20 protein-coding genes are annotated in these 23260 nt (G+C 40.4%); all 20 read left to right on the top strand.

Going from position 1 to position 23260, the window contains the following annotated elements; all coding sequences use genetic code 11:
* Window positions 1-9: 9 nt before the first annotated feature.
* The 20 genes from PCC7418_RS09340 (at window position 10) to PCC7418_RS09245 (ending at window position 23259) form a co-directional block, all read left to right on the top strand.
* On the top strand, window positions 10-870 hold the full coding sequence (locus PCC7418_RS09340; RefSeq protein ID WP_015225928.1) for a sulfotransferase domain-containing protein: 861 nt from the start codon (window positions 10-12) through the stop codon (window positions 868-870).
* 47 nt (window positions 871-917) lie between these two features.
* Window positions 918-1880: a putative capsular polysaccharide synthesis family protein gene (locus tag PCC7418_RS09335; protein ID WP_015225927.1), complete on the top strand. Its 963-nt coding sequence runs from the start codon at window positions 918-920 to the stop codon at window positions 1878-1880.
* 26 nt (window positions 1881-1906) lie between these two features.
* Entirely contained in the window at window positions 1907-3739 is a 1833-nt protein-coding gene (locus PCC7418_RS09330; RefSeq protein WP_015225926.1) for an ABC transporter ATP-binding protein, read from the top strand.
* Between the two features lie 29 nt (window positions 3740-3768).
* Window positions 3769-4614: a sulfotransferase domain-containing protein gene (locus PCC7418_RS09325; RefSeq protein WP_150107048.1), complete on the top strand. Its 846-nt coding sequence runs from the start codon at window positions 3769-3771 to the stop codon at window positions 4612-4614.
* Window positions 4615-4661: 47 nt separating this feature from the next.
* The gene (locus PCC7418_RS09320; protein ID WP_015225924.1) at window positions 4662-5696 is read left to right on the top strand and encodes a glycosyltransferase family 2 protein; all 1035 of its coding nucleotides are present in this window, start codon (window positions 4662-4664) and stop codon (window positions 5694-5696) included.
* A 38-nt stretch (window positions 5697-5734) separates the two neighbouring features.
* Entirely contained in the window at window positions 5735-6841 is a 1107-nt protein-coding gene (locus tag PCC7418_RS09315) for an acyltransferase (RefSeq protein ID WP_015225923.1), read from the top strand.
* 94 nt (window positions 6842-6935) lie between these two features.
* Window positions 6936-8783: a glycoside hydrolase family 55 protein gene (locus PCC7418_RS09310; RefSeq protein ID WP_171814899.1), complete on the top strand. Its 1848-nt coding sequence runs from the start codon at window positions 6936-6938 to the stop codon at window positions 8781-8783.
* Between the two features lie 21 nt (window positions 8784-8804).
* Window positions 8805-9608 carry a hypothetical protein gene (locus tag PCC7418_RS09305; RefSeq protein ID WP_015225921.1) on the top strand — a complete coding sequence of 268 codons (804 nt, stop codon included), beginning with the start codon at window positions 8805-8807 and terminating at the stop codon, window positions 9606-9608.
* The gene (locus PCC7418_RS09300; protein WP_015225920.1) at window positions 9580-9924 is read left to right on the top strand and encodes a hypothetical protein; all 345 of its coding nucleotides are present in this window, start codon (window positions 9580-9582) and stop codon (window positions 9922-9924) included. Before PCC7418_RS09305 ends, PCC7418_RS09300 begins: the two co-directional genes overlap by 29 nt.
* Window positions 9921-11195 (top strand): glycosyltransferase family 4 protein, encoded by a 1275-nt coding sequence (locus PCC7418_RS09295; protein WP_315862155.1) that lies wholly within the window; start codon window positions 9921-9923, stop codon window positions 11193-11195. Before PCC7418_RS09300 ends, PCC7418_RS09295 begins: the two co-directional genes overlap by 4 nt.
* Window positions 11196-11226: 31 nt before the next feature.
* Window positions 11227-12183 (top strand): glycosyltransferase family 2 protein, encoded by a 957-nt coding sequence (locus PCC7418_RS09290; protein ID WP_041596220.1) that lies wholly within the window; start codon window positions 11227-11229, stop codon window positions 12181-12183.
* A gap of 40 nt (window positions 12184-12223) precedes the next feature.
* Window positions 12224-13669 (top strand): Coenzyme F420 hydrogenase/dehydrogenase, beta subunit C-terminal domain, encoded by a 1446-nt coding sequence (locus PCC7418_RS09285; protein WP_015225917.1) that lies wholly within the window; start codon window positions 12224-12226, stop codon window positions 13667-13669.
* Between the two features lie 28 nt (window positions 13670-13697).
* On the top strand, window positions 13698-14867 hold the full coding sequence (locus tag PCC7418_RS09280) for a polysaccharide pyruvyl transferase family protein (RefSeq protein WP_015225916.1): 1170 nt from the start codon (window positions 13698-13700) through the stop codon (window positions 14865-14867).
* An 8-nt stretch (window positions 14868-14875) separates the two neighbouring features.
* On the top strand, window positions 14876-16012 hold the full coding sequence (locus tag PCC7418_RS09275; RefSeq protein ID WP_015225915.1) for a glycosyltransferase: 1137 nt from the start codon (window positions 14876-14878) through the stop codon (window positions 16010-16012).
* 7 nt (window positions 16013-16019) lie between these two features.
* Window positions 16020-16988 (top strand): glycosyltransferase family 2 protein, encoded by a 969-nt coding sequence (locus PCC7418_RS09270; RefSeq protein ID WP_015225914.1) that lies wholly within the window; start codon window positions 16020-16022, stop codon window positions 16986-16988.
* A 47-nt stretch (window positions 16989-17035) separates the two neighbouring features.
* The gene (locus PCC7418_RS09265) at window positions 17036-17902 is read left to right on the top strand and encodes a bifunctional 2-polyprenyl-6-hydroxyphenol methylase/3-demethylubiquinol 3-O-methyltransferase UbiG (RefSeq protein WP_015225913.1); all 867 of its coding nucleotides are present in this window, start codon (window positions 17036-17038) and stop codon (window positions 17900-17902) included.
* A gap of 46 nt (window positions 17903-17948) precedes the next feature.
* Entirely contained in the window at window positions 17949-19217 is a 1269-nt protein-coding gene (locus tag PCC7418_RS09260) for a glycosyltransferase family 4 protein (RefSeq protein ID WP_015225912.1), read from the top strand.
* Window positions 19214-20056, top strand: coding sequence for a hypothetical protein (locus tag PCC7418_RS09255; RefSeq protein WP_015225911.1), 843 nt, complete (start codon window positions 19214-19216; stop codon window positions 20054-20056). The genes PCC7418_RS09260 and PCC7418_RS09255 overlap by 4 nt, the downstream gene beginning before the upstream one ends.
* A 12-nt stretch (window positions 20057-20068) precedes the next feature.
* Window positions 20069-21208 carry a glycosyltransferase family 4 protein gene (locus PCC7418_RS09250; RefSeq protein WP_015225910.1) on the top strand — a complete coding sequence of 380 codons (1140 nt, stop codon included), beginning with the start codon at window positions 20069-20071 and terminating at the stop codon, window positions 21206-21208.
* A gap of 32 nt (window positions 21209-21240) precedes the next feature.
* Complete coding sequence (locus PCC7418_RS09245; protein WP_015225909.1) at window positions 21241-23259, top strand: acyltransferase family protein; 2019 nt, start codon at window positions 21241-21243, stop codon at window positions 23257-23259.
* The last annotated feature ends 1 nt before the right edge of the window (window position 23260 follow it).

Below are 23260 nucleotides of genomic sequence, written 5' to 3'. Positions count from 1 at the left end.
GAAAAAACAATGAATTCCTTAGTCTCCAACATGATGAGAGATCAGCAGTTTAACTATAACCGACGCTCTTTTCGGATTTGTCAGAGTTTAGGTTTAGGAATTGTTCAGCAATCTCCCTACGATAACATTTACTATTGTTGTACTCAAAAAACCGCTAGCCAAACTATAAAAGCAGTCTTGAAAGACTTCATTTTTTATAAAAATACAGGTCTTCTCGTTTATGCTTATTCTAAACTTGGCCTGCGAGAGGCTTCTCATGATGCTTTATTTCAAGAAGGCTTACCTAAGAAAACAATTGGTACTCATTTATATATTAACTACTCTACTTATCAAGCCATTCCTAAACCGAATCATTACAAAACCTTTTTTGTGATGAGAGATCCGCGCGATCTTGTCGTCTCCTTTTACTTCTCTGCTAAATATTCCCACGGCATGAATCCTACTATCAAAGAATTACGAAGTGATTTAGAAAAATTAGATTTAAAAGAAGGCTTAAAATACATGATTAATCGGGGAGATGAGTTTGGGTTATTTGAAGCTCAACGCTCTTGGGTCAATCATTCAGTCGATCAAAACAATGTCAAAATTTTTCTTTATGAAGATTTAGCGAACAACTTACCTGCTTTTTTCCAAGAACTCTTTGCTTATTTAGGAATCGTCATGGAGAAGAATGAATTCAATGTCTTATGCGATAAATATCAATTTGAAAAGAAATCAATGGGTAGGGTTAAGGGGATGGAAAATAAAAATAGCCATTATCGAAAAGGATTACCAGGGGATTGGAAAAATTATTTTGATGAGGAAATTATGAAGCATTTCCAAGAAGTAACAACCGATTTAGTAGAAGTTCTAGGATATTCAGTAGAATAATTTTCTAACTTACAAAAAAAATTCCACTCTTCCTTAAAGCATAGATAATGTTAAATAATTTCTCTCAATCATTTCGTCATCAGACCCAGCCCAAAAATCACTACCAAGGTTTAGGACAATTCTTAGAACAAGCCTATTATCAAGTAAAAGCTCATCGCCGATTACTTCTTTCCAATTGGCTCAAGAAAAATAAACTGTTTGTGCATACCATGGGAAAGGTTGGTTCTTCTACAGTGATTCGATCATTACATCAATCGGGGCTTAATCGTTTTTATACCATTTATTGGACTCATTACTTGAGCCAAGAAGGGATCACCTTAATGGAAACCTTAGCCAACAGAAATTATCATAAATGGCAGGAAGTCCCTAAAGGAATTAGGAATCAAATCTTACTTTGTCGTTTTTTACAAAAACAGTTTCAAACAACCAGTTTTAGGAAAAACAAACTCAAAATAATTACTTTAGTGAGAGAGCCAATTGCTAGAAATATATCGAGTTTCTTCCAAAATTATGAGCTCTGGCTACCGCATCAAAATCATCAAACCATATATAGATTTAATCGCTTAGAATCCTTGAAGGAGCTTACTTGCCAAGAGCTTGCAGATTGTTTTTTAGAAAATTATTACCACGATATTCCCTTAAAATGGTTTGGCACTGAGTTAAAACCTATCTTCAATATCGATGTTTTTTATAGTGAATTTCCGCAAGAAAAAGGATACCAGATTTACGAAGGAGAATTCGCAGATCTTTTGTTGATCAAGCTAGAGAAGTTTAATCAATGTGCTCAAAAAGCATTTCAAGAATTTCTGAAGGTAGAGAACTTTCAATTAACGCCAGCCAATGTGGGGGGGAATAAAGATTACTCTACTATCTATAAAGATTTAGAATCCTCAATCAATTTACCCAAGTCTTATATTAAGAGAATGTATGATTCTCAATATACACAGCATTTTTATAGTGAATCAGAAATAGAAAAATTCAAAAACAAATGGCTGAAATTAGCTCATTAGAAGTTTCATTGGATTCAAATTAAATCATGTTAAGATATTTATCAAAGTTTTTTTATATTCTTCCAGCAGAAAAACAGAAATTACTTGTATTAGTATTGATTGTTTTTCTTGTTTCTGGAGTAGAAGTGATTGGTATTGGTTTAATTGGTCCTTTTATTAATTTAGCAAGTCATTCAGAATTAATTCATAAAAATTACTGGCTTAATTTAGTTTATGTTCAGTTAGGCTTTAGTCAATCGGGTCAATTTATAGCATTTGTTGGCTTGTTTATTATTTTGATCTTCTGTACTAAATCTTTATTGAGTTGGTTAGTTCAACGTTATATATTTAAGTTTACTTATTCTCAAAAAGAAAAGTTAATTGACCGATTGATGGGAGCATACTTAAATGCTTCTTATACTACTTATATCAATAAAAATAGTGCTCAAATTATCAATAATGTGACCAACCAAACAACAATTTTCGCTAATGGAATATTGGGAACACTTTTAGCTTCTACGGTTCACGGAATTAACATTATTACGATTTCATTATTTTTATGTGTAATTGATCCTTTAGCTGTCGTGATTTTGCTATTAATTATTTCTCCTTTGTTGGTATTATTTAGCTTATTCAAAAACAAAATGCATTTTTGGGGACAAGAACTTTATGAAGCAAAACAAGAAATGATTCGGACGGTTAACCATGGTTTAGGAGGATTTAAGGAAAGTCGAGTGATTGGTTGTGGGTCATACTTTAGACAACAATGTAATCAACAAGCTCAAAGATATGCCAATGCGTCAATTGGCTTCTTTGCCTTTAAACTAGTACCTCGTTACATTGTAGAAACGGTTCTCGTTCTTTTCTTAATTGGATTTACCTCAATTTCCTTGCTTTTAGAGCGAGATATGCAGCAATTAACTCCAACTTTAAGTATCTTTGCTTTAGCTTCAATTCGTCTAATGCCAGCCTTTAGTAATATTGCTGCAGGCTTAAGTAAGCTCAAGAACTCTAGCTATAGCTTGGATCAATTATACCTAGAGCTCAAAGAATTAGAAAAAGAGGTTGTGAATGCTACTTCTAAGACTGTTAACCACTCTTCTTTAAAGACATGGTCTAGTAATACTAATCAAGATTCTCAAACAATAACGTTTACTAAGGAACTTGTTCTCAATCAGCTAACCTATCGCTATCCTAATAGCTTAGAAAATGCTTTAAATCAAATTTCACTGGCTATTCCTAAAGGTAAATCGATTGCTTTAATTGGTAAGTCGGGTACAGGGAAAACAACGTTAGTTGATGTCATTTTAGGTCTTTTAATACCTCAAGAAGGAGATATTAAAGTAGATGGAAGATCCATTTACGAAAATCTTCGTTCTTGGCAGAATTTAATTGGTTATATTCCTCAATCGATCTTTCTGATAGACGATACGATCGCGCGAAATATTGCCTTTGGTATTCCTGATCACGAAATTGATCAACAGAGATTATATCAAGCGATACAAGCTGCTCAGTTATCAGAAGTCGTTGAAAATTTACCAGATGGGATCAACACCAGAGTCGGTGAGCGCGGAATTATGCTATCTGGCGGTCAGCGTCAGCGAGTTGGTATTGCTAGGGCGCTGTACCACGAAAGAGAAATTTTAGTTCTCGATGAAGCAACCTCTGCGCTAGATAACGAAACAGAAAAATATGTGACAGAGGCGATTAAATCTTTGAGTGGAACTAAAACAATGATTATTATTGCTCACCGTCTTACCACTGTCGAACATTGCGATCGCGTTTATTTAATGGATCAAGGTCAAATTATCAAGTCAGGTAGTTATCAAGAGGTTGTGCTCAAAAAAGGCTTGCTCTCTAACTTTTATGCCAGCCCTTAAGACAGCAATAGTTATTATCAATGAAAGCCATGAGTCCTCTCGTTTTACAAAAGTTACAAAATAAGTTCATAACCTCGAAACAGAAATTAGTTAATCTCTATCAAAATTTTGGTTTAGGAGTTATCCAGAAATCTCCCTACGATAACATTTACTATTGTTGTACTCAAAAAACAGCGAGCCAATGGTTTAGATCCGTCTTGAATGACTTTACTTTTTACCAATATACAGGGCTTATCGTCCATCCTTATGTGGAACTAGGACTTCGCTATGCTGCTTTTGAGGAAGCCTTACCTAAACGCACGATTGGAACGCATTTGTATATTAGCTATCCCACTTATTTAACCATTCCTAAACCCGCCCATTACAAGACATTTTTTATTTTGAGAGATCCCAGAGATATCATTGTGTCTTGGTATTTTTCTGCCAAGTATTCCCATGGCAAATTCAAGCCAGTCATGAAAATGCGTCACGATTTAGAAAATCTAGATTTCACAGAAGGTCTGAAATATATCATTGATCGCTTAGAAGAATTTGGATCGTTTGAAGCACAAAAATCTTGGGTGCAAGGGTCTCTAGAGCAAGATAATGTCAAGATTTTTCGTTATGAAGACTTAGCGGAGGATAATTCTTCTTTCTTGCAGCAACTCTTTAATTACTTAGAGATTCAAATGCCAGCCGAAGAATTTACTGATCTTTGCCAAAGACATCAGTTTGAAAGTAAAACTGAAGGTCGAAATCAGGGTAAGGAAAATGTTCAAAGCCACTATCGAAAAGGGATAGCAGGAGATTGGAAAAACTACTTTGATTATGCAACAACCTCTTACTTTAAAGCAGTTACCAAAGACCTCCTAGAACAATTAGGTTATCCCGAATAAGACTCAACCAGAAACGATTGACTAGCATCTTTGTCTCCGCTCTAGTTATGAGATATTCTAATCCTATTCTCACTCTTGGAATGCCGATTTATAATGGCGAGCGTTTCCTCAGAGAAACCTTAGAGTCAATTTTGAATCAGACATTTGAAAACTTCGAGTTAATTATTTCAGATAATGCTTCAACTGATAAGACTCAAGCGATTTGTCAAGAATATGCTGCTCAAGATCAACGGATTTGCTACTACTGCAATGATGATAATCTTGGTGCAGCTCGTAATTACAACCGTGTGTTTCAATTATCTAAGGGAACTTACTTTAAATGGGTGGCTCATGACGATTTGCTAGCCCCAGAATATCTAGAGCGATGTATTGAAGTATTGGAACAAAATTCGGCACTGGTTTTGTGTTACAGCAGAACTATTTTTATTGATCAAGAGGGAAATGAAATCCGAAAAGCATCTTCTAATCTCCTTCAATTGACTTCACCGAAACCACACCAGCGATTTGAGCAATATCAAAAGCTATTTTTTAATAAAGGTCGCTTGGATCGGCAAGGATCTAATTTAAAAGAGAAACCGATTAAAGCGGATTCTGACCTAACTCAACACCATCCAGCTGGGGATAGATGGTTACCCATTTTCGGAGTAATACGGTCAAATTTACTCAAGGGAACGCCCCTCATTGCTAGTTATGTTAATTCTGATGCGATCTTACTAGGAGAACTCGCCCTACTGGGTCAGTTTTACGAAGTTCCAGAGTATCTATTCCGCTACAGAGATTATGGGGAAGCCTCGGGGCGAAAACATAACGGTTACTACGAGTATAATGTCTGGTTTGATCCCGTTAATAAAAACAAGATCGTCATGCCGTTATGGCGATGGTTTTGGGAATATCTTGCTGCGATACAACGTAGTCCATTAAATCGATCTGAAACAACACTTTGTTATGCTCAAATGGCTCAATGGTTGCGCTGGATGTGGCAAAGATTAGCAAAAGAATTACTCATCACCTCCTTACGAGCTTTGAAGATTAATCAAATTTCTATCGGAAAAATCAAAAAGCAATTACCAACCCAATGGTAATCGATAAAACATTGCTATAGAAACCAGTTTGTCTGACTATGAAAATTAATAAAAGGCATCCTTCTCCAAGATGGACGGGGATTGATTTATTTCGAGGTTTTGCCATATTTGGCGTTATCATTCTTCATGCAGATGAAGGAATTCCAACTCATTCCTCAAGTTGGGCAAAGATCTTAGAATTTTCTGGTTTTGCTGTTCCTTTTTTTTTAGCAACCTCTTTCTACTTAGCCTTTCAAAAAATCTATCAAACAGGGAGAGAATTTCAGATCAAACCGAGACTCATTCGTCTGTTGCTCCCCTATTTAGTGTGGACGGGAATTTATGTCAGCTACAAAGCCTTAAAATATTTACTACAAAATGAATCTGATAATCTCAATCAATTATTTCATGATCCGATCGCGCTGATTTTTTTTGGCGGGGCTGCTTTCCAGCTTTACTTTTTACCCCTTTTGCTCTCAGGGACTCTATTAATTAAACCCATTTCAGGGTTAACCACTCAGCAAACGCGGATCAGCGATTTAATTGCTTTATGTCTTTTGAGTTTAGTGGGTTATCAGATCATCCTGACCTCAGGAAACTATTTTGATAATGCTTCTGGTTTGGCTTTCCAGTCTTTATTTAATATCCCTTTTTTGGGGGAACTAGAAGATCATCAATTTTTAAGAATTCTCTTGGTAGAAATTGCCTTTATGATCAGATGCTTACCTTATCTTTTTATCGCAGCCTTGATCACTCATCCCAAAATTAATCTCTCATTTCAAAATCAAACAATCCTCTATTTAATGACGACTCTCGCCTTATTTCTAATGATTAATCTATTCGGTGGACAACTGCTACCTATCTCCCTTTATGAACTGAGTCGAGGCTATACGGCTCTGCTGTTAGCTCTTGCTCTCTCCCATTATCTACCGCAACATCCAATGATTAAAAACCTCAGTGTCTGTTCTTTTGGCATTTATCTCATCCACCTTCTTTTTGTGGACAGTTTTCAAATTATTGAAAATCGCCTTGATGCGGAAGCCATCTTCCGAATGTCAACCCCTAATTTATTAATGTTTGCAATTCTGGTTTTGGCGATCAGTTGGGTTGCTACAGATTTCCTAATGAAGAAGAAATTTCTTGCTCGACTCATGTTTGGCATCTAAGTTTTCAGCTTATTTCACACAACAATTTCTCTCCATATCACGTAAAACTCCCTTGCTGATGACGAACAAGTTAATTTATCGAAGTCTAGGGCTCGTGTTGATCTCTTTACTCAGTGGCTGTGCTTCGGAAACGCTATACTCCTCTCCTTTCAATTCTGAAGATGATCAGTTACTGGAAACGAGTCAATTGCTAGATCATTCCCCTACTCTTCCTCAAGAAAAACAATTTCCCAATGATATCGGCTGGATTAATATCAAACAAGACTATGGTGCAAAAGGAGATGGAAAAACTGACGATACTCAAGCCATTCAAAAGGCACTTGCTACCCCTTATTCTAGCTATAATCGACCGAAATTAATCTATTTTCCGAAAGGGACTTATCTTGTCAGCGATACACTGCAATTTCCTGCTGAAGGAATGCAATGTTGCGTCACCTTTCAAGGACAGGGTAGAGACAACACAATTATCAAATTAAAAGATAACCTTCCCGCCTATAGGGCTGATGCTGCTGCAGCCGTTATTCGCACTAGAGCAGGGAATATTGCTTTCCGAAACTATATCCGTGATCTAACAGTCAATACTGGACGTGGAAATCCAGGTGCGGTGGGAATTGATTACATCTCGAATAATAGAGGAGCGATTAAAGATGTCACCATAAAATCTGAAGATGGGCAAGGAAGAATCGGTCTATCAATGCTAAGACAGTGGCCTGGTCCGAGCTTAATTAAAAATGTATCAATTGAAGGATTTGATGTTGGGATTCGTACTTTTCATTCTGTGTATGGGATGGTATTTGAAAATATCAATCTGAGCAATCAAAATGAAGTGGGTCTTCAAAATACCAGTAATACCATTGCCATTCGTAATCTGAAAAGTAATAATTCTGTACCCGTGATTCATAATGTCGGGAATGGTTTGACGATCTTGTTAAATGGAGAGTTTCAAGGGGGGTCATCATCAGTTAGTGCCATTAATAATCGAGCCTATATTTATGCGAGAAATGTCACTGCACAAGGCTATCAATCTGCAATTCAAAATTGGGATCATATTGTTCCTGATTTATACCATCGTGAATATATTTTTGATCGGGTTGACTCCCTATTTGATGCGCCGAAACATTCCCTCCAACTTCCCATTGAGGAAACACCAGTTTTCCATGATAACAATTTGAATCACTGGGCAAATGTCAAGGATTATCCATCAGTACAAGCTGCTATGAATTCTGGTCACTCCACCATTTACTTTCCGAGAGGGGACTATCCAACGAGCGGATTCATTAATATTCCAGATACAGTCAAAAAAATTATTGGTTTTGAGTCTCGCTTGGGTGCGCCTAAAAATGAGAAGGTTGTTTTTCAGATTACAGATAAGAGCACTGATCCCCTCATCATTGAGGGTTTTATTCTGAATGAGAGAGTAACGATTCAGCACGCCTCTCCTCGAACATTAGCCCTCAAATATTCTCAATTACAAGGTTCACTTCTGAACTCAAAAGAAGCTGGAAAATTGTTTTTGGAGGATGTACAAACAGAATTACACTTAGATTATCCTCAGCAGGTTTGGGCAAGACAATTAAATATTGAAACCCTGAGTAATCCTCGCACTAAAATTTCTAATAATGGCGGTAATTTGTGGATACTCGGACTAAAAACAGAAGGGAAAGGATCGGTTATTGAAACCACTAATGGCGGTCAAACTGAATTACTAGGAACGGTTATTTATCCAGTGCGAAAATTTACGGATGCTGAACAAAAAACTCAAGCAGCTTTCGTTAATGAAAATTCTAATCACTCTCTGATTTATTCACTCAGCGCTGCTAGTGCTCAACGTAATTATCAGATTCAGGTTAAAGAAATTCGCAATGGTGAAACTAAGGTTTTCTTAACTGAAGATCTTCCGAGTTATCAGATCCCTTTATTTGTTGGATATAACAATAACTAACATGGTTTGGAAACAAGCGATATGAGCAACGATTCCCCATCTTTAATCTTTAAAAAATCACGACTCGTCAAAAATATCATCAGAGAATTGCGTCATCATCTGTATATGTTTCTCGCACAATATCCAGATTTCTATATTTCTTATAGTCACTGGAGAGATAGTTTCAGTGCTCGCGGTGATTATGGAGGTCGCCTGCTGGAGCGAGATACAGATATTATTATTGATGGCTTCCCTCGCTCTGCTAATTCCTTTGCGGTTAGTGCCTTTAAGCTGGCTCAAAACGATTATGTGAAAGTAGCAAATCATCGACATGATCCAGCACAAATTATTGCTGCTGTCAAGAAAAATATACCAACTTTAGTTCTAATTCGAGAACCGAAATATGCGACGACATCTTTAATTCTTCATAATTACTCTTTTGACTATGCTTATGCTTCTATTAAGAGAATGTTGAGAGGATATTGCCGTTATTACGCGCCACTGCTTCCCTATAGAGATCGGATAGTTGTTGCCCATTTTGAAACGGTAACCAGTGATATGAGGGGTATTATCTCGACCGTTAATGATAAGTTTGGAACTGGTTTTGAAGAGTTTGTTCATACGCAAGAAAATGTTGAGCAATGTTTTAATCGCATTGAAGAAAGAGCGATGAAGTTTAAGAGAGAAAAAAAGATTCAGAGTGTTGAAACGTCAGTCAGTCGCCCTTCGCAACATCGCAATGAACTGAAGAAAAAACTGCTTCGTGATTTCTCTCGACCAGAAAATAAAGCACTTTATTCTCAAGCCTATAAAATTTATGAGCGGTTTAACTCGGTTGCGATTTAAAAGCCAGATTAGAGCGATTCCTGCGATTAAGGTAATCGTTCAGCCCTGGCGCGGTCGGCATCATGTCTATGGCATTTTTTTACTTCCTAAATCTTATCAACCTAAAAAGTTGATCTTTTTGCAGGATCTCACTGTGGGTCACTACTGTCCTCAAGCGGTGATTCGTCAAACTGATCTGGAGGGAATATTGATTCCCCCTAGATATTCTCCCGTCAAAATATATATGAAAACTCGTATTGCTCTGTTACTGATGAGTTTAGGGTTCAATCGTCATCTTCAACAACCCCATCATTGGAGGTTAACGATTGAATCGTGATCAGAACCTCTTTTTTTGACCCGATGAAAGTTTTACATTTAAGTACGTCTGATCTTGATGGTGGTGCAGCCCGTGCTGCCTATCGACTCCATCAAAGTTTACAGGGGAGGGGTGCTATCTCCCAGATGCTGGTGCGAGCTAAAGATAGTGCGGATCAAAGCGTGATTGCTGATCGCAGCCTATTCACCAAGTTAGGACCGCGATCGAGCAGTTTACCCTTACGATTTTATCCGCAGCGCGATCGCGCTTTGTTTTCCTCGCAATGGTTTCCTAATGCTATTGCTGCAAAAGTGAAAACCCTCAATCCCGATCTTGTTCACTTGCACTGGATTGGCAACGGATTTTTACCCATCGAAACCTTAGCACAATTGAAACACCCCTTGGTCTGGACGCTTCACGATATGTGGGCTTTCACTGGTGGCTGTCATTATACGCAAGACTGTAACCGTTATACAGATGCTTGTGGGGCTTGTCCTCAACTTAACAGTAACAAGAGTTGGGATTTATCCCGTTGGGTCTGGCGACGGAAAGCGCAAGTCTGGAAAAATCTCAATCTTACCCTAGTGAGTCCCAGTCGTTGGCTTGCCCAGTGTGCGCGATCGAGCTCTCTCTTTCAAAACTCCCGAATCGAAATCATTCCCCATGGTCTCGATTTAGAAACCTACCAACCCATCGAGCAACCCATTGCGCGAAAACTGCTAAATTTACCCCCAGATCAGCAACTTGTTCTTTTTGGGGCTTCTCCAGGCACCACGAGCGACCCCAGAAAAGGATTGCATTTACTTCAACCCGCACTGCAAAAGCTAATCGAGTCTGGGGGGTCAGATCGTCTGGAATTGGCGATTTTTGGAAGTTCTCAACCCAAAACACCAGTAGATCTGGGATTTCCCACTCACTATCTCGGTCAATTCCACGATGATCTCTCCCTCGTCTTAGCCTATTCTGCTGCTGATGTCATGGTCGTGCCCTCAAAACAGGAAGCCTTTGGACAAACCGCCTCCGAAGCCCTTGCTTGCGGAACACCAGTGGTTGCTTTTGCAGCAACAGGTGTCAAAGACATTGTTGACCACCAACATAATGGCTATTTAGCCAATCCGTTTGACATTGAGGATTTAGCCCAAGGCATCAAGTGGATCTTAGAAGATGCCAATCGCCACCATCAACTTCGTATTAACGCCCGTGACAAAGCAAAGCAAGCATTTTCTAAGCAATGGCAAGCCGAGCGCTATCTCTCCCTCTATGAGGAGATTTTGGCAGAGTGCGAAAGATAACCCTTAACCATTGATTAAGATGAAAAAACAAATGAGTCCTGATCAACCCCGTGTCAGTATCGGTTTACCCGTTTATAACGGCGAGCGATTTCTCAGAGAAACCCTAGACTCAATTTTGGCGCAAACCTTTGAGGAATTTGAACTTATTATTTCCGATAATGCCTCCACTGATAAAACGGCTGAAATTTGCCAAGAATATCTTGCTAAAGACCAGCGCGTCCGTTACTTTCGGAATTCGGAAAATTTAGGGGCTGCCCGCAATTATAATCGGACATTTGAATTAGCAACTGGACAATACTTTAAGTGGGCTGCTGGTGACGATCTGCTTGCCCCAGAATATTTAGAGCGATGTGTTGCAGTGCTCGATCGCGCTCCCTCCGTTGTCTTATGTTACACGGCAGAAACACGCATTGACGCATCAGGAAAACCCCTTAGAAAAAGCATCCTTGATCGTCTTAACCTTCGCTCTCCAACACCGGCTCAGCGCTTTCAACAGCATCATCGCTTATGGTATCAGCGCAGTTTTATGTCCACCAATCCCATTTTTGGGTTGATTCGAGTTAGGGCCCTGCAAAAAACACCATTAATTGGCAATTATGTCTGGTCAGAATTGGCTTTGTTAATGGAACTGATGCTTCTCGGTGAGTTCTACGAAGTCCCCGAACATCTTTTCTTTTTCAGATGGCATCCAAAAACATCAAGAGCAACACGAGAAAGTGCAGGTTGGGAAGAACTTGCGATCTGGTTCGATCCGAAAAACAAAGGAAAAATTGTGCTCCCCGAATGGGGATTATTGTTCCAACAACTTGCCTCAATTCAACGAGTTCCCATGAGCTTCTCAGAAAAAGTATTTTGCTATCTACAAGTCGGAAAGTGGTTTTCTTGGAAATGGAAAAAATTAGCCAAGGAATTAATGATGGCAACAGGAAAACTGATCACGAAAGCATATTTAATCAGTTCCCAGAAATTGTCTATCAAAAAAATTTAAGAAATCTCACCTCTAAACACTCTAGTCGTTCTCAAAAGTTATGCCAACCGATCAATTTACTAGCGAAACTACTACTCTCTTAAAAACAGTTATTAATGGTGGATATTGTATTGGTTGTGGAGCTTGCAGCGCAGTAGAAAATTCCCCCTTCTCGATCACACTAAATGATCAGGGCTGTTTTACTGCTACTTTCCAGCCCGACTCCCAACGTCAAACTTCAGAAGCAAAAGTGCTTGCTGTTTGTCCTTTTTCTGATCACGCCATCAATGAAGATCAGATTGGTAAAAAACTCTATGCCACCTCAGCCACTTATCACGACAAGATTGGATATTACATCACAACGTATGCTGGTTTTGTCAAAGAGAAAGACTTTCGCCAACGTGGGAGTTCTGGCGGAATCGCCAAATGGATTCTTTACCAACTGTTTAATGAGGGGTTAATTGATGCTGTGATTCAGGTTAAGCGCAATCGACCCACTGCATCTGATCCCATGCTATACCGCTACTCCGTCGCTCACTCCGTTAGTGATATTCGATCAGGCTCTAAATCGGTCTATTATCCCATAGAAATGTCTGAAGTCTTAGAGTACATCAAACATCATCCGGGTCGCTATGCGATTACAGGCGTTCCTTGTTTTATCAAAGCCTTACGCCTACTCTCTCTCCAAGAACCGATCTTCCAAGAACGAATCCAGTTTTGCATCGGAATAATCTGTGGACATTTAAAAAGTACCAGATATGCCGATATGCTAGCTTGGCAAGGAGGAATTCCACCTGGAAATCTGACTTCAATTGATTTTCGCCAAAAACTTCCCCATACTAAAGCCAATGAAAAGGGAGTGGAAATGATTGGAGTTAATCATTCAGGAGAAGCAATCACGAAAGTGGGAATTGTACAAGAATTCTTTGGCACCAATTATGGTCTTGGTTTTTTCAAATACCAGGCTTGCGATTATTGTGATGATGTGACAGCAGAAGTGGCTGATGTTGCAATTGGAGATGCTTGGCTTCCCCAGTATATCAATGACGGTAACGGGACTAGTGCTGTTGTTGTACGCCACCGATTGATTCAGCAACTGATTGAGAAAGGAATGACTTCTGGTCAACTTCAACTTGACTGTCTGAGTGCTGAAGAGATTGCGCGATCGCAAGATGCGGGACTCAGACATCGACGGGAAGGTTTAGCTTATCGCTTGTATTTAAAGGATCTCGCAGGAGAATGGAGACCCCAGAAACGAGTGAAAGCTCAGTTTTCTCACCTGAGTAAGCAATTAAGAAAAATTCACAAACTCAGAGTTTTAATTGCTGAAAAAAGCCACGTCGCCTTTAAATCTGCTATCGAGGCAGATCAGTTTTCACTCTTTAAAAAAGAAATGCAATCTTTAACGAAAGAATATCACAAAAATAAGACTTCAATATTTCAACGCATTTCTAGAAAAATATTATCAATCTTACCTTTCCCTTGGAACTCAACACAGGGGAAGTAACTCAATCATCTGAGGAATTATAACATCAATGATCGTCGAACTTAGAGGCATTAACTTTAAAAATAAAGGTGCTGAGTTAATGATGAATACCGTTGTACAACAGGTATCTAACTGGCATCAAGAGAATATCGTAGCAGTTCGCCCTCGGACTGGAACTTTTAAGCAAAAATCCCAAGCTGGACTTTATTCTTTAGCATGGCTAGATTCTAAAATTTCTTTTTCCCCTCCCCTCATCGATACGCTTGCTAACCTCATCCCCAGAAAAATACGCCATTTATATGGAGTAACTACATATTCAGAGATTGACGCAATTCTGGATGCTTCTGGTTTTGCTTACTCTGAACAATGGGGGTTAGGTTTAACCAAAATGATGGCAGACGAAGCAAAAAAAGGAAAAAGAAGCGGTAAAAAAATTATCCTACTCCCTCAAGCCTTTGGCCCTTTTGAAAGTCCAAGCCTGAAGAATAGCTTTTTACAAGTCTTAGACAATAGTGACTTGATTTTTGCGAGAGATAAAATTTCTTATGAGCACCTCATCAACTTGGGTGGGAAATCTTCACATATCAAAATCGCTCCCGATTTTACCAACTTAGTCAAAGGAAAAGTTCCTGATTATCTTCCTCATCCGTTCAATCAACCCTGCATCATCCCCAGTGCCAGAATGATTGATAAAACACCAGCACACATCAGGCAGAATTACTTATTTTTTTTGGTAACCTGCACCAAAGAATTAATACGAAAAAAACAAGAGCCTTTTATCTTAGTACACGATACAGGAAGTGACTTTGAATTAGCATCCCAATTACAGACAGAAGTTGGACAAGCAATAAAAATTATCAACGAACCGAATCCTTTATTGATCAAAGGGATATTAAGTCAGTGTTCTCTGGTCATTGCTTCGAGATTTCATGGCTTAATCAGTGCTTTATCTCAAGGAGTTCCTGGTCTTGGTCTAGGCTGGAGTCATAAATATAATCAACTCTTTGAAGATTATTGTTGCTCGGAGTGTCTCATTTCTTCTCTAGACTCTGAAGAAGAAATACAGCACAAACTCAGCTTAATTACAGAAGAACCAAGTCGATCAAGCATTATTAGTCGCTTACAAACAGCAAGCATTCAGCAAAAAGAATTGAGTGTCAATATGTCAAATGAAGTTCGGAAATGCCTTGAATCTAGATCAGATTTATTGTTTATTTGATTAAATGAATGGAATTAAAACCAATTCAACGCAAAGACACCCCGCGTATTACTCTTTTTCTTAGCAATCTTGGTGGTGGGGGAGCAGAGAGAGTGATGCTTAATTTAGCTTCTGGTATTACTCAACAAGGGATAGATGTGGATTTAGTGCTCGGTCAGGCTTGGGGGCCTCACTTGCAAAAAGTTCCCTCAACAGTGCGACTGATTGATTTAAAAGCAGCAGGATTTTTGGCAAAATCTTTTGCTTTAGCGAAATATCTTAAACAAGAGCAGCCCTTCGCTCTTATTTCAGCGATGCACTATGGAAACGAGATTGCTTTGTGGGCAAAACGTCTCGCTAAAGTCCCGACGCAAGTCATTGTCACTGAGCACAACACAATTTCTCAAGCGATTCGACAGACCACTCGGATGAGGAAACTCTTGATTCCGCTTTTTGTACGGTATGTTTACCCTTGGGCTGATAGTATTGTCACCGTTTCTCAGGCAGCAGCCAAGGATCTCGCTCATTTCACAGGTCAACCTCAAGAACGGATTCAAGCCATTTATAATCCAGTGGTGAGTCCTGAACTACTAGAGAAGGCAGCACAACCTTTAGATCACCCTTGGTTTCTGCCTGGAGAACCACCCGTGATTCTTGGTGTTGGCAAGTTAGAAGCGCAAAAAGACTTCCCAAACTTAATTCGTGCCTTTGCTCAAGCGAGACTCGTCAAACCGATGCGATTAGTCATTTTGGGATGGGGACCTCATCGCTCCCAACTAGAAGCCTTAATCGCTGAATTAGGCTTAGAAAAAGATGTCGCTTTACTGGGCTATGTGAATAATCCTTATGCTTATATGGCTCGTGCAGCAGTATTTGTCTTGTCGTCAGCTTGGGAAGGATTACCCACTGTATTGATTGAAGCAATGGCTGTCGGAGTTCCCGTTATTTCTACCAATTGCAAAAGTGGACCTGCAGAAATTCTAGATCATGGTCAATATGGCTGGCTCATACCAGTGGGAAATAGTTCCGCTTTAGCAGAAGCAATTTTGGAGGCATTAAGCAGCCCACGGAAAAAAGTAACATCTTCATGGCTTGATCAGTTTAGCTTGGAGAGTGCAACCCAACAATACCTTAATCTTTTGGGATTAGAAAAAGTCACTCATTGAATTCTATATGGAACTTGCGAAGATGAATCCTAAGGTATCGATTAATATTCCAGCCTATAACGCCGAGAACTATATTGCTCAAGCGATTGAATCTGCCTTAAAACAAAATGAGTCTAATATTGAAGTGATTGTCGTTGATGATGGTTCTACTGATCAAACAGCAGAGGTGGTCAAACGTTTTACTGACAAGCGTCTTAAACTTTTTACGAATCAATATAACCGAGGCACTAGCTATACCCGTAATCGAGCTCTTACCGAGTCTCAAGGGGAATGGATTGCTCCTTTAGATGCAGATGACTGGTATGCAACAGAAAGGATTCATAAGCTCTTGCAGGTGGCTGATCGTGAAAACGCCGACTTGGTTGCTGATGATGTCTATTTTGTGGGAGATGATAGGGAACAGGTGGTGGCAAGTTTGTTTTGTGTCGCCAAGGAGAACTTTAATCGCGTTCGATTGATTGATCCAGTCACTTTTATTGAATTGGATGGAAAGCCTGCACGAAAAAGTCCTCATCTTGGATTAACTAAGCCTTTAATTAAACGTAATTTTTTACTTCAAAATCATCTTAAGTATCATGAATCTTTGCAAGCGACTGTTGATTTTCATTTGTATATGATGTGTCTGATTAATCAGGCTCGCTTTGTGACTATTCCCGAGGCTTACTATTATTATCGACGATCGCGCTCTGGGTCTCTTTCCAGTGGCAAACGCTTAAAAATGTTAAAGCAAAAACGCTATGCTAATTTAGATTTTTTAGCGCAAGCAGCAGTGCATGAAAATCCTCAGTTATTGCAGTCTATCTCTCAATTCGTCTCCCAAATTGACCAAGAGCTTGCTTACTATAGTGCAATACAACCGCTCAAAGAGAAAGGATTGTTTTTAGGCTTGAGGGAAATCCTGCGCGATCGCGCTCGTTTCGCCCTCTTGGTTAAGCAAATTCCAGAACTAATGAAACGTCGTTTTTTTAGAATTTGAGCGAGTGGGAGCAGTTAAGTCAGACTTATTAAAAAGGAAAACGATCAATGTCCCTCAACACAAAAATTAAAATCCCCAAAAACGAAAAGAGAAATATAGAGCAAATTCAAGAACATTATGAAATTGAAAAGGAACTCGCTGAAAAATTGCGGAACTCGACTTTAGAAGACAGACAATCTTTATATACGAGTCTTTACGATGAACTCTTTCAAAAAGTGCCTCTCCATCCGCAACTGACACGGAAATCAAGCCCAGAAGCCGTTGCTTGGTTGGTCACTCAACGGATGAAATTTCTCCAGCCTTTCTTGAGGGAAAATCTAACATTTTTAGAAGTCGGTCCTGGGGATTGTAGTTTATCAATCGCCGTTGCTAAACAGGTGAAACAGGTTTATGCCGTTGATGTTTCTAATGAAATTACTAAAAATATTAACTCTCCTCCTAACTTTCAATTCATGATTTCTGATGGTCGTAGTATCCCAGTTCCTGAAAATAGCATCGATATTGCTTACAGCCATCAATTGATGGAACATCTTCATCCTGATGATGCCTTCGCGCAACTGCAAAATATCTATCAAGCCTTAACTCCGAGGGGGATTTATATCTGTATTACCCCCCATCGCTTATCGGGACCTCACGATATTTCTAAGTATTTTGATGAAGTGGCAACGGGATTTCATCTTAAAGAATATACGGTAACCGAACTCTATCAACTATTTCGACAGGTTGGTTTCTCGCAAGTGAGTTTATATAAAAGTCATCAGCAACTTTCTTTCAAAATTCCTTTGAATTTTCTCACGATATTGATATTTCAAGGCTGTGAAAATATCTTGATGTTGTTGCCTTTTGGCTTAAGAAAAAAAATCGCCAGTCTTCCGATCTTATTTCGAGGAATGACAATTGTAGGAAGGAAGTAAGACTTCAATTTCAATCATAATTTATCATTTGAGGATTCAGTTTAAATTGAGCGAAACAATTGACACTCAAATTCCAAAATCGAGTCGGGAAAAAAATAGGCAAGCGCAGAAGCTAGTCCTGTTTGATCTCGCCATTTATGGGCATCATCCCGCTTATATTCAATATCTTGTTCAATACTGGTGCGAACAACAATGGCAAGGGCACTTAGATATTGTTGTCTCCCCTCAGTTTTTACAAGCTCATGGTGAGGTAGTCGCAACAGCCCACAGCCAGAAAAACATCAATTTTGTCCCCATCCGGGTAGCGGAAGAAACTGCTCTCAAACCAAGACATTCAAGCCTCAGTCGCCATCATCGTGCATGGCAAGAGTGGCAACTTTTATGTCAATACGTTGAGCAGTTGGGGGCAAATCATTGTTTAATCATGTATTTTGACCCCTATCAATTACCACTAGCCTTAGGCGCTAAACCCCCCTGTCGTTTTTCTGGCATCTATTTTCGACCGACTTTGCATTATTCCAAGTTCCCGAACTATGTACAGACTTGGAAAAGCCAACTGCAACAATGGCGGGAAAAATGGCTTTTAAGGAAGACTTTACAAAACTCACGCCTGCAAACCTTATTCACCCTTGATCCGTTCGCGGTGCAAGCGATCAATCAGTTTTGTCCACAACAGAAAGTAATTCATTTATCAGATCCCGTCGTGATTCCTGATTCAACTAGATTCGAGTCTAATCACTTAAGAGAAACCTTAGGGGTTGAGTCGGGACGGAAAGTATTTCTTTTATTTGGGGCTTTGACTAGGCGCAAAGGGATTTATCAGCTTTTAGAAGCCGTTCACTTGTTACCTTCATCCCTCTGCGAAAAATTATGCTTAGCATTTGTGGGAAAAGCCAGTCCAAAAGAGCAAAACAAGCTCCAAGCTCACATCGCAGCCCTTCGTGAAGTTCAACCCGTGCAAGTGATTGAGACGTATAAATTTATCTGTGAACAACAGGTTCCCGTCTATTTTCAAATGGCAGATGTGGTTTTAGCGATCTATCAGCAGCACGTGGGGATGAGTGGCATTTTACTCTTAGCTGCTGCTGCCCAAAAGCCAGTTTTATCCTCTGATTACGGGCTTATGGGAGAAATGACCCGTCGCCATCAGTTGGGCTTAGTGGTCGATTCCACTCAACCTCAGGAAATTGTCAAAGGATTGGCTCTCTTTCTATTAGAGTCTCCTGCACAAGAGTGGGATTGTAATCAAATGAAGCAGTTTGCTGCTCAAAATTCACCGCAACGTTTTGCACAAACCATTCTGGAAAATATATGACTCATTTATTTCAAGCCAAGGAAAAACAAACTGACACTCAGACCGAAGCCTATCAAGCAACTCAACATCTACTTCGGCGGATAATTCCTCCTGAATTGTATTACCCACTGCGAACCTTGAGTCGTCAATATCCGTTTTTCTTTTTACCGCTTGCTCGTTGGCGGTGGAATCGCTGGCGCAGCAAATATTGTGCTGATCCTAATGCACCTGAACCCGCAGCACCAGAGCCGTTAGACAAAAAAACAGAAATTGTCATCGAAGCCTATCCTCGTTGTGGCAATACCTTTGCTCAGGTTGCGTTTCAATTTGCTCAACAACGTCAGGTCAAAATCGGTCACCATACCCATGCAGCAGCCCAAGTCATTGCAGCAGTGAAAAATAAAATTCCCACTCTGGTTTTAATTCGCGATCCCGAAGATACGATTGTCTCTTATTTAGTGGGTGGATTTGATCCAGGACTGACGGTTAAGCAAGCCCTACGGGAATACATTAGTTTTTATGGTTTGATTATGCCTTATCGTCAGGGATTGGTTTTAGCGACATTTGACGAGTTAAAAAGCGACTATGGGGCCGTGATTCGTCGCGTGAATGAAAGGTATAAGACCCATTTTGAAGAATTTGAGCATACTAAAGTTAATGTTAGGCACTGTTTTCGTCTCATTGATGCGGGTTACCAAAATGCCTTTGGTGAGTTATCGACTAAAGTCGTGAGTCGTCCCGCCCCAGAACGGATCGCCTTGCAACAACACTTGCGACAACAATTTCAACAAGCAAATGTGGAATCAGTTCGCACTAAGGCTTATCAAATTTACGCTGAGTTATTAAGCCAATCGCTTTAAATCAGAAAAATCATGCTAATACAAGAACGTCGGATCGCTTGGCTCCTGCCCTCTGCATTTTACTACTGGCAGCCGAGTCTGAGCGAATTTAGCAAACAATTTCCCCAAACCAAAGTCTTTACTGGTCGTTGGGTGGGATTTGCTCGCGGTTATGAAAACACACTGGATATCGAAGTCGTCGGTGAAAGGAAAGTGTTTCGGAGAACTTCTAAACAACAGGGTTATGGTTCTGGGTTTACTTACTTATCTCCCAGCATTATTCGATCCTTGTTTCAGTTTAGACCGAAGCTAATTTTTACCTGCTCCTTTGGGATCTGGACGCTACTGGCTTTACTCTTCAAAGGTTTCGGCGGTTGGCGCGTGGTGATTGTCTATGAAGGGAGTGCGCCTGGGGTTGACTTTATCCATTCCCCCTTGCGCCTTTTGCTCCGTCAATTAATGATGAGGGCTGCTGATGGTGCGATTAGTAATTCTCAAGCGGGAAGGAATTACTTAACTGAGGTGCTGGGAGGGGAGAAAGAGCGCGTTTTGGCTTATCCGTTTGAAATTCCCTCTCCTAAAACTTGGTCGCATCCTGTACAGGATCAGGAATTGTCTCAATTCCAATTTCCGCATCCGATTTTTCTCTTTGTGGGACGACTCTTACCGCGAAAAGGACTGCACTTGCTGTTAGAAGCCTGTCATCTTTTGAAGCAACAGGGATATAACCATTTTACTGTGCTCGTCGTGGGAGATGGAGAACAAAGACAAGCATTGGAAACTTATTGTCGAGACCATGAGTTAGATGACTGCATTGAATGGGTGGGTTTGGTGGCTTATGAAAAACTATCGGTTTATTTTGAATGCGCTGACGTTTTTATTCTCCCCACCTTAGAAGATACGTGGGGGGTTGTGGTTTTAGAAGCGATGTTGTTTGGAAAGCCTGTGTTTTGTTCTCAGGGTGCAGGAACCGCCGAATTAATTATCGATGGCGAAAACGGCTATGTGTTTGACCCCAAGCAACCGCAACAGTTAGCCAAATTGATGGCAAACGCGATCGCGCTTCCTGATCAAATCTCGCTCATGGCAGCCAAATCACGACAAACGATCGCGCAATATACTCCAGAAGCAGCAGCCCAGTTTTTAGCTCAGGTCGTCGCAGCGATCGCGTAATTCTTCTTAATCAAGTCATTCAGAAACAGAACATGGATCAAATTCACTCAACAGGGGTCTCTCCTCAGCACGTTTATCGACCCGAAATCGATGGACTGAGGGCACTAGCTGTGGTGGCTGTCATCATTAACCACGTTAACAAAGAGATGCTTCCCAGTGGTTACTTAGGCGTTGATATCTTCTTCGTAATTTCTGGTTTCGTGATCACTTCGTCACTCGCAGGTCGCTCCAGTAAAAACTTTGGTGATTTTCTCTTGAGTTTTTACACCAGACGGATCAAACGCTTGGTCCCAGTTTTGGTGTTGTTTGTTCTTGTCACCAGCCTTTTGATCAGTTTTTTCAACCCAACGCCAAGAGTTTCTTTATGGACAGGAATCACCTCTCTCTTCGGTCTTTCCAACCTCTACCTGTTGAAGCAGTCCACTGATTATTTTGCTGCTTCTACCGAATTAAATGTGTTTACCCATACCTGGTCTTTGGGAGTAGAAGAACAGTTTTATTTTTTATTCCCCTTTTTGGTGTGGTTCACTGGGTTCAGTCGCTTGCCCCAGAAAGGCTCAAGAAATCTATTTTTGATAATCAGCGCTCTCTCTGTTGCCTCTCTGTTTGCCTTTATTAAACTATATCAGACCCATCAATCCGCTGCTTACTTTTTAATGCCAACCCGTTTTTGGGAAGTGGGTGCCGGTTGCATACTATTTCTGAGTCTGAAACGGTCGCCAACCTTGCTTCGTTCCCTGCAAGCGATTCCCCCTGTAATCGTTACTCTTGCTATTATTGGAGTTTTTTGGATTCCCCTCCGATTTGCTATCCCAGCAACGATGGCAATGGTTGTTTTAACCGCCCTCTTACTGGCGTGTCTGCGTTCGGGAACGGCTGCTTATGATCTATTGAGCCAACAACAAGTTGTGAAGATCGGTTTGATGTCCTATTCCCTTTACTTGTGGCACTGGGGGGTCCTTGCTCTCAGTCGTTGGACAATTGGCATTCACTGGTGGTCTATCCCCTTTCAAATCACCTTAATCTTTCTCCTCGCCCTCGCTTCCTATCGCTATGTGGAAACTCCACTGCGCCGTTATCACTGGTCGCCTGTGCGCTGGGAGTCTATTGGTTATGGCATTGGTACGTCTGTTAGTGCTGCCAGTTTACTGATCATTTTAATCCAGACCCCAAATTTATCTCTCTATATGGGTCGCACTCCCTCAATGATGGCTGTGGGGGTGCGTTCCTTGAGTGACCCCTATTCACTGGTTGCGGTCAATTCCCAATGGCGTGGAGAAAACTGCATTATAGCGGACAATGCTGAGGTAGGAAAAAAAATTGTTTTAGAGGACTGCACCCTTGGCAATTTTGAGGAGGCAAAGAAAAGGGTGTTGGTGATTGGCAATTCATTTTCAGCAGCGTTTACGCAGGGGTTTGATGAGTTAGTGGTTTCTGATGGATACGCGGTCACGCTGGTCTCCGCTTGGGGGGCCTCTCCTGTGAAAGAAATTCCCAATGAAACGCCTTGGGATCAAGCCAGCGACTACTATTGGGAGACGGTTGTACCCAGTCTGATCAATCGTCTCCAAAGGGATGACTGGGTGTTTTTAATTAATGATCTGGCTGGTTTCTCTCCGAAAAAAAGCTCATCTCAAAGCGATTTGAAGTTGCAGCAATTGGAAACGGGATTGCGTAACCTATCGGATCAATTGTCTGCAAAAGGGATTCGTTTGGCGATTCTTCATGGTAACCCGTTTGCCCGAGAAGCCAACTGTAAACCAGTGGTTGCAGAAAAACAGTGGTTTTCTCCGTTTGGGGGGCCGTGTCAGTTGCCCAACCGCCAGCAGTCTCTGTTACGGCGACAAGATTTAGATCACCTTCTCACTTCCCTGCAAGGAGAAGGAAAATTAACCGTGATCGATTTATTTGATGTTTATTGTCCGAAAGCAGAATGCACGTATTACGCCCAAAATGGTCAACTGCTCTATCGAGATGAATACTCTCACCCTTCGGTTGAAAGTGTCCGTTTGTCTGCTCCCATTATCCGTGAAGGTCTCACTGCACCCTAAA

The sequence above is a fragment of the Halothece sp. PCC 7418 genome (assembly GCF_000317635.1).
GTDB lineage: Bacteria > Cyanobacteriota > Cyanobacteriia > Cyanobacteriales > Rubidibacteraceae > Halothece.
The sequence above is the reverse complement of the archived record's forward strand: the minus strand, read 5'-3'. Positions and strand labels throughout refer to the sequence as shown.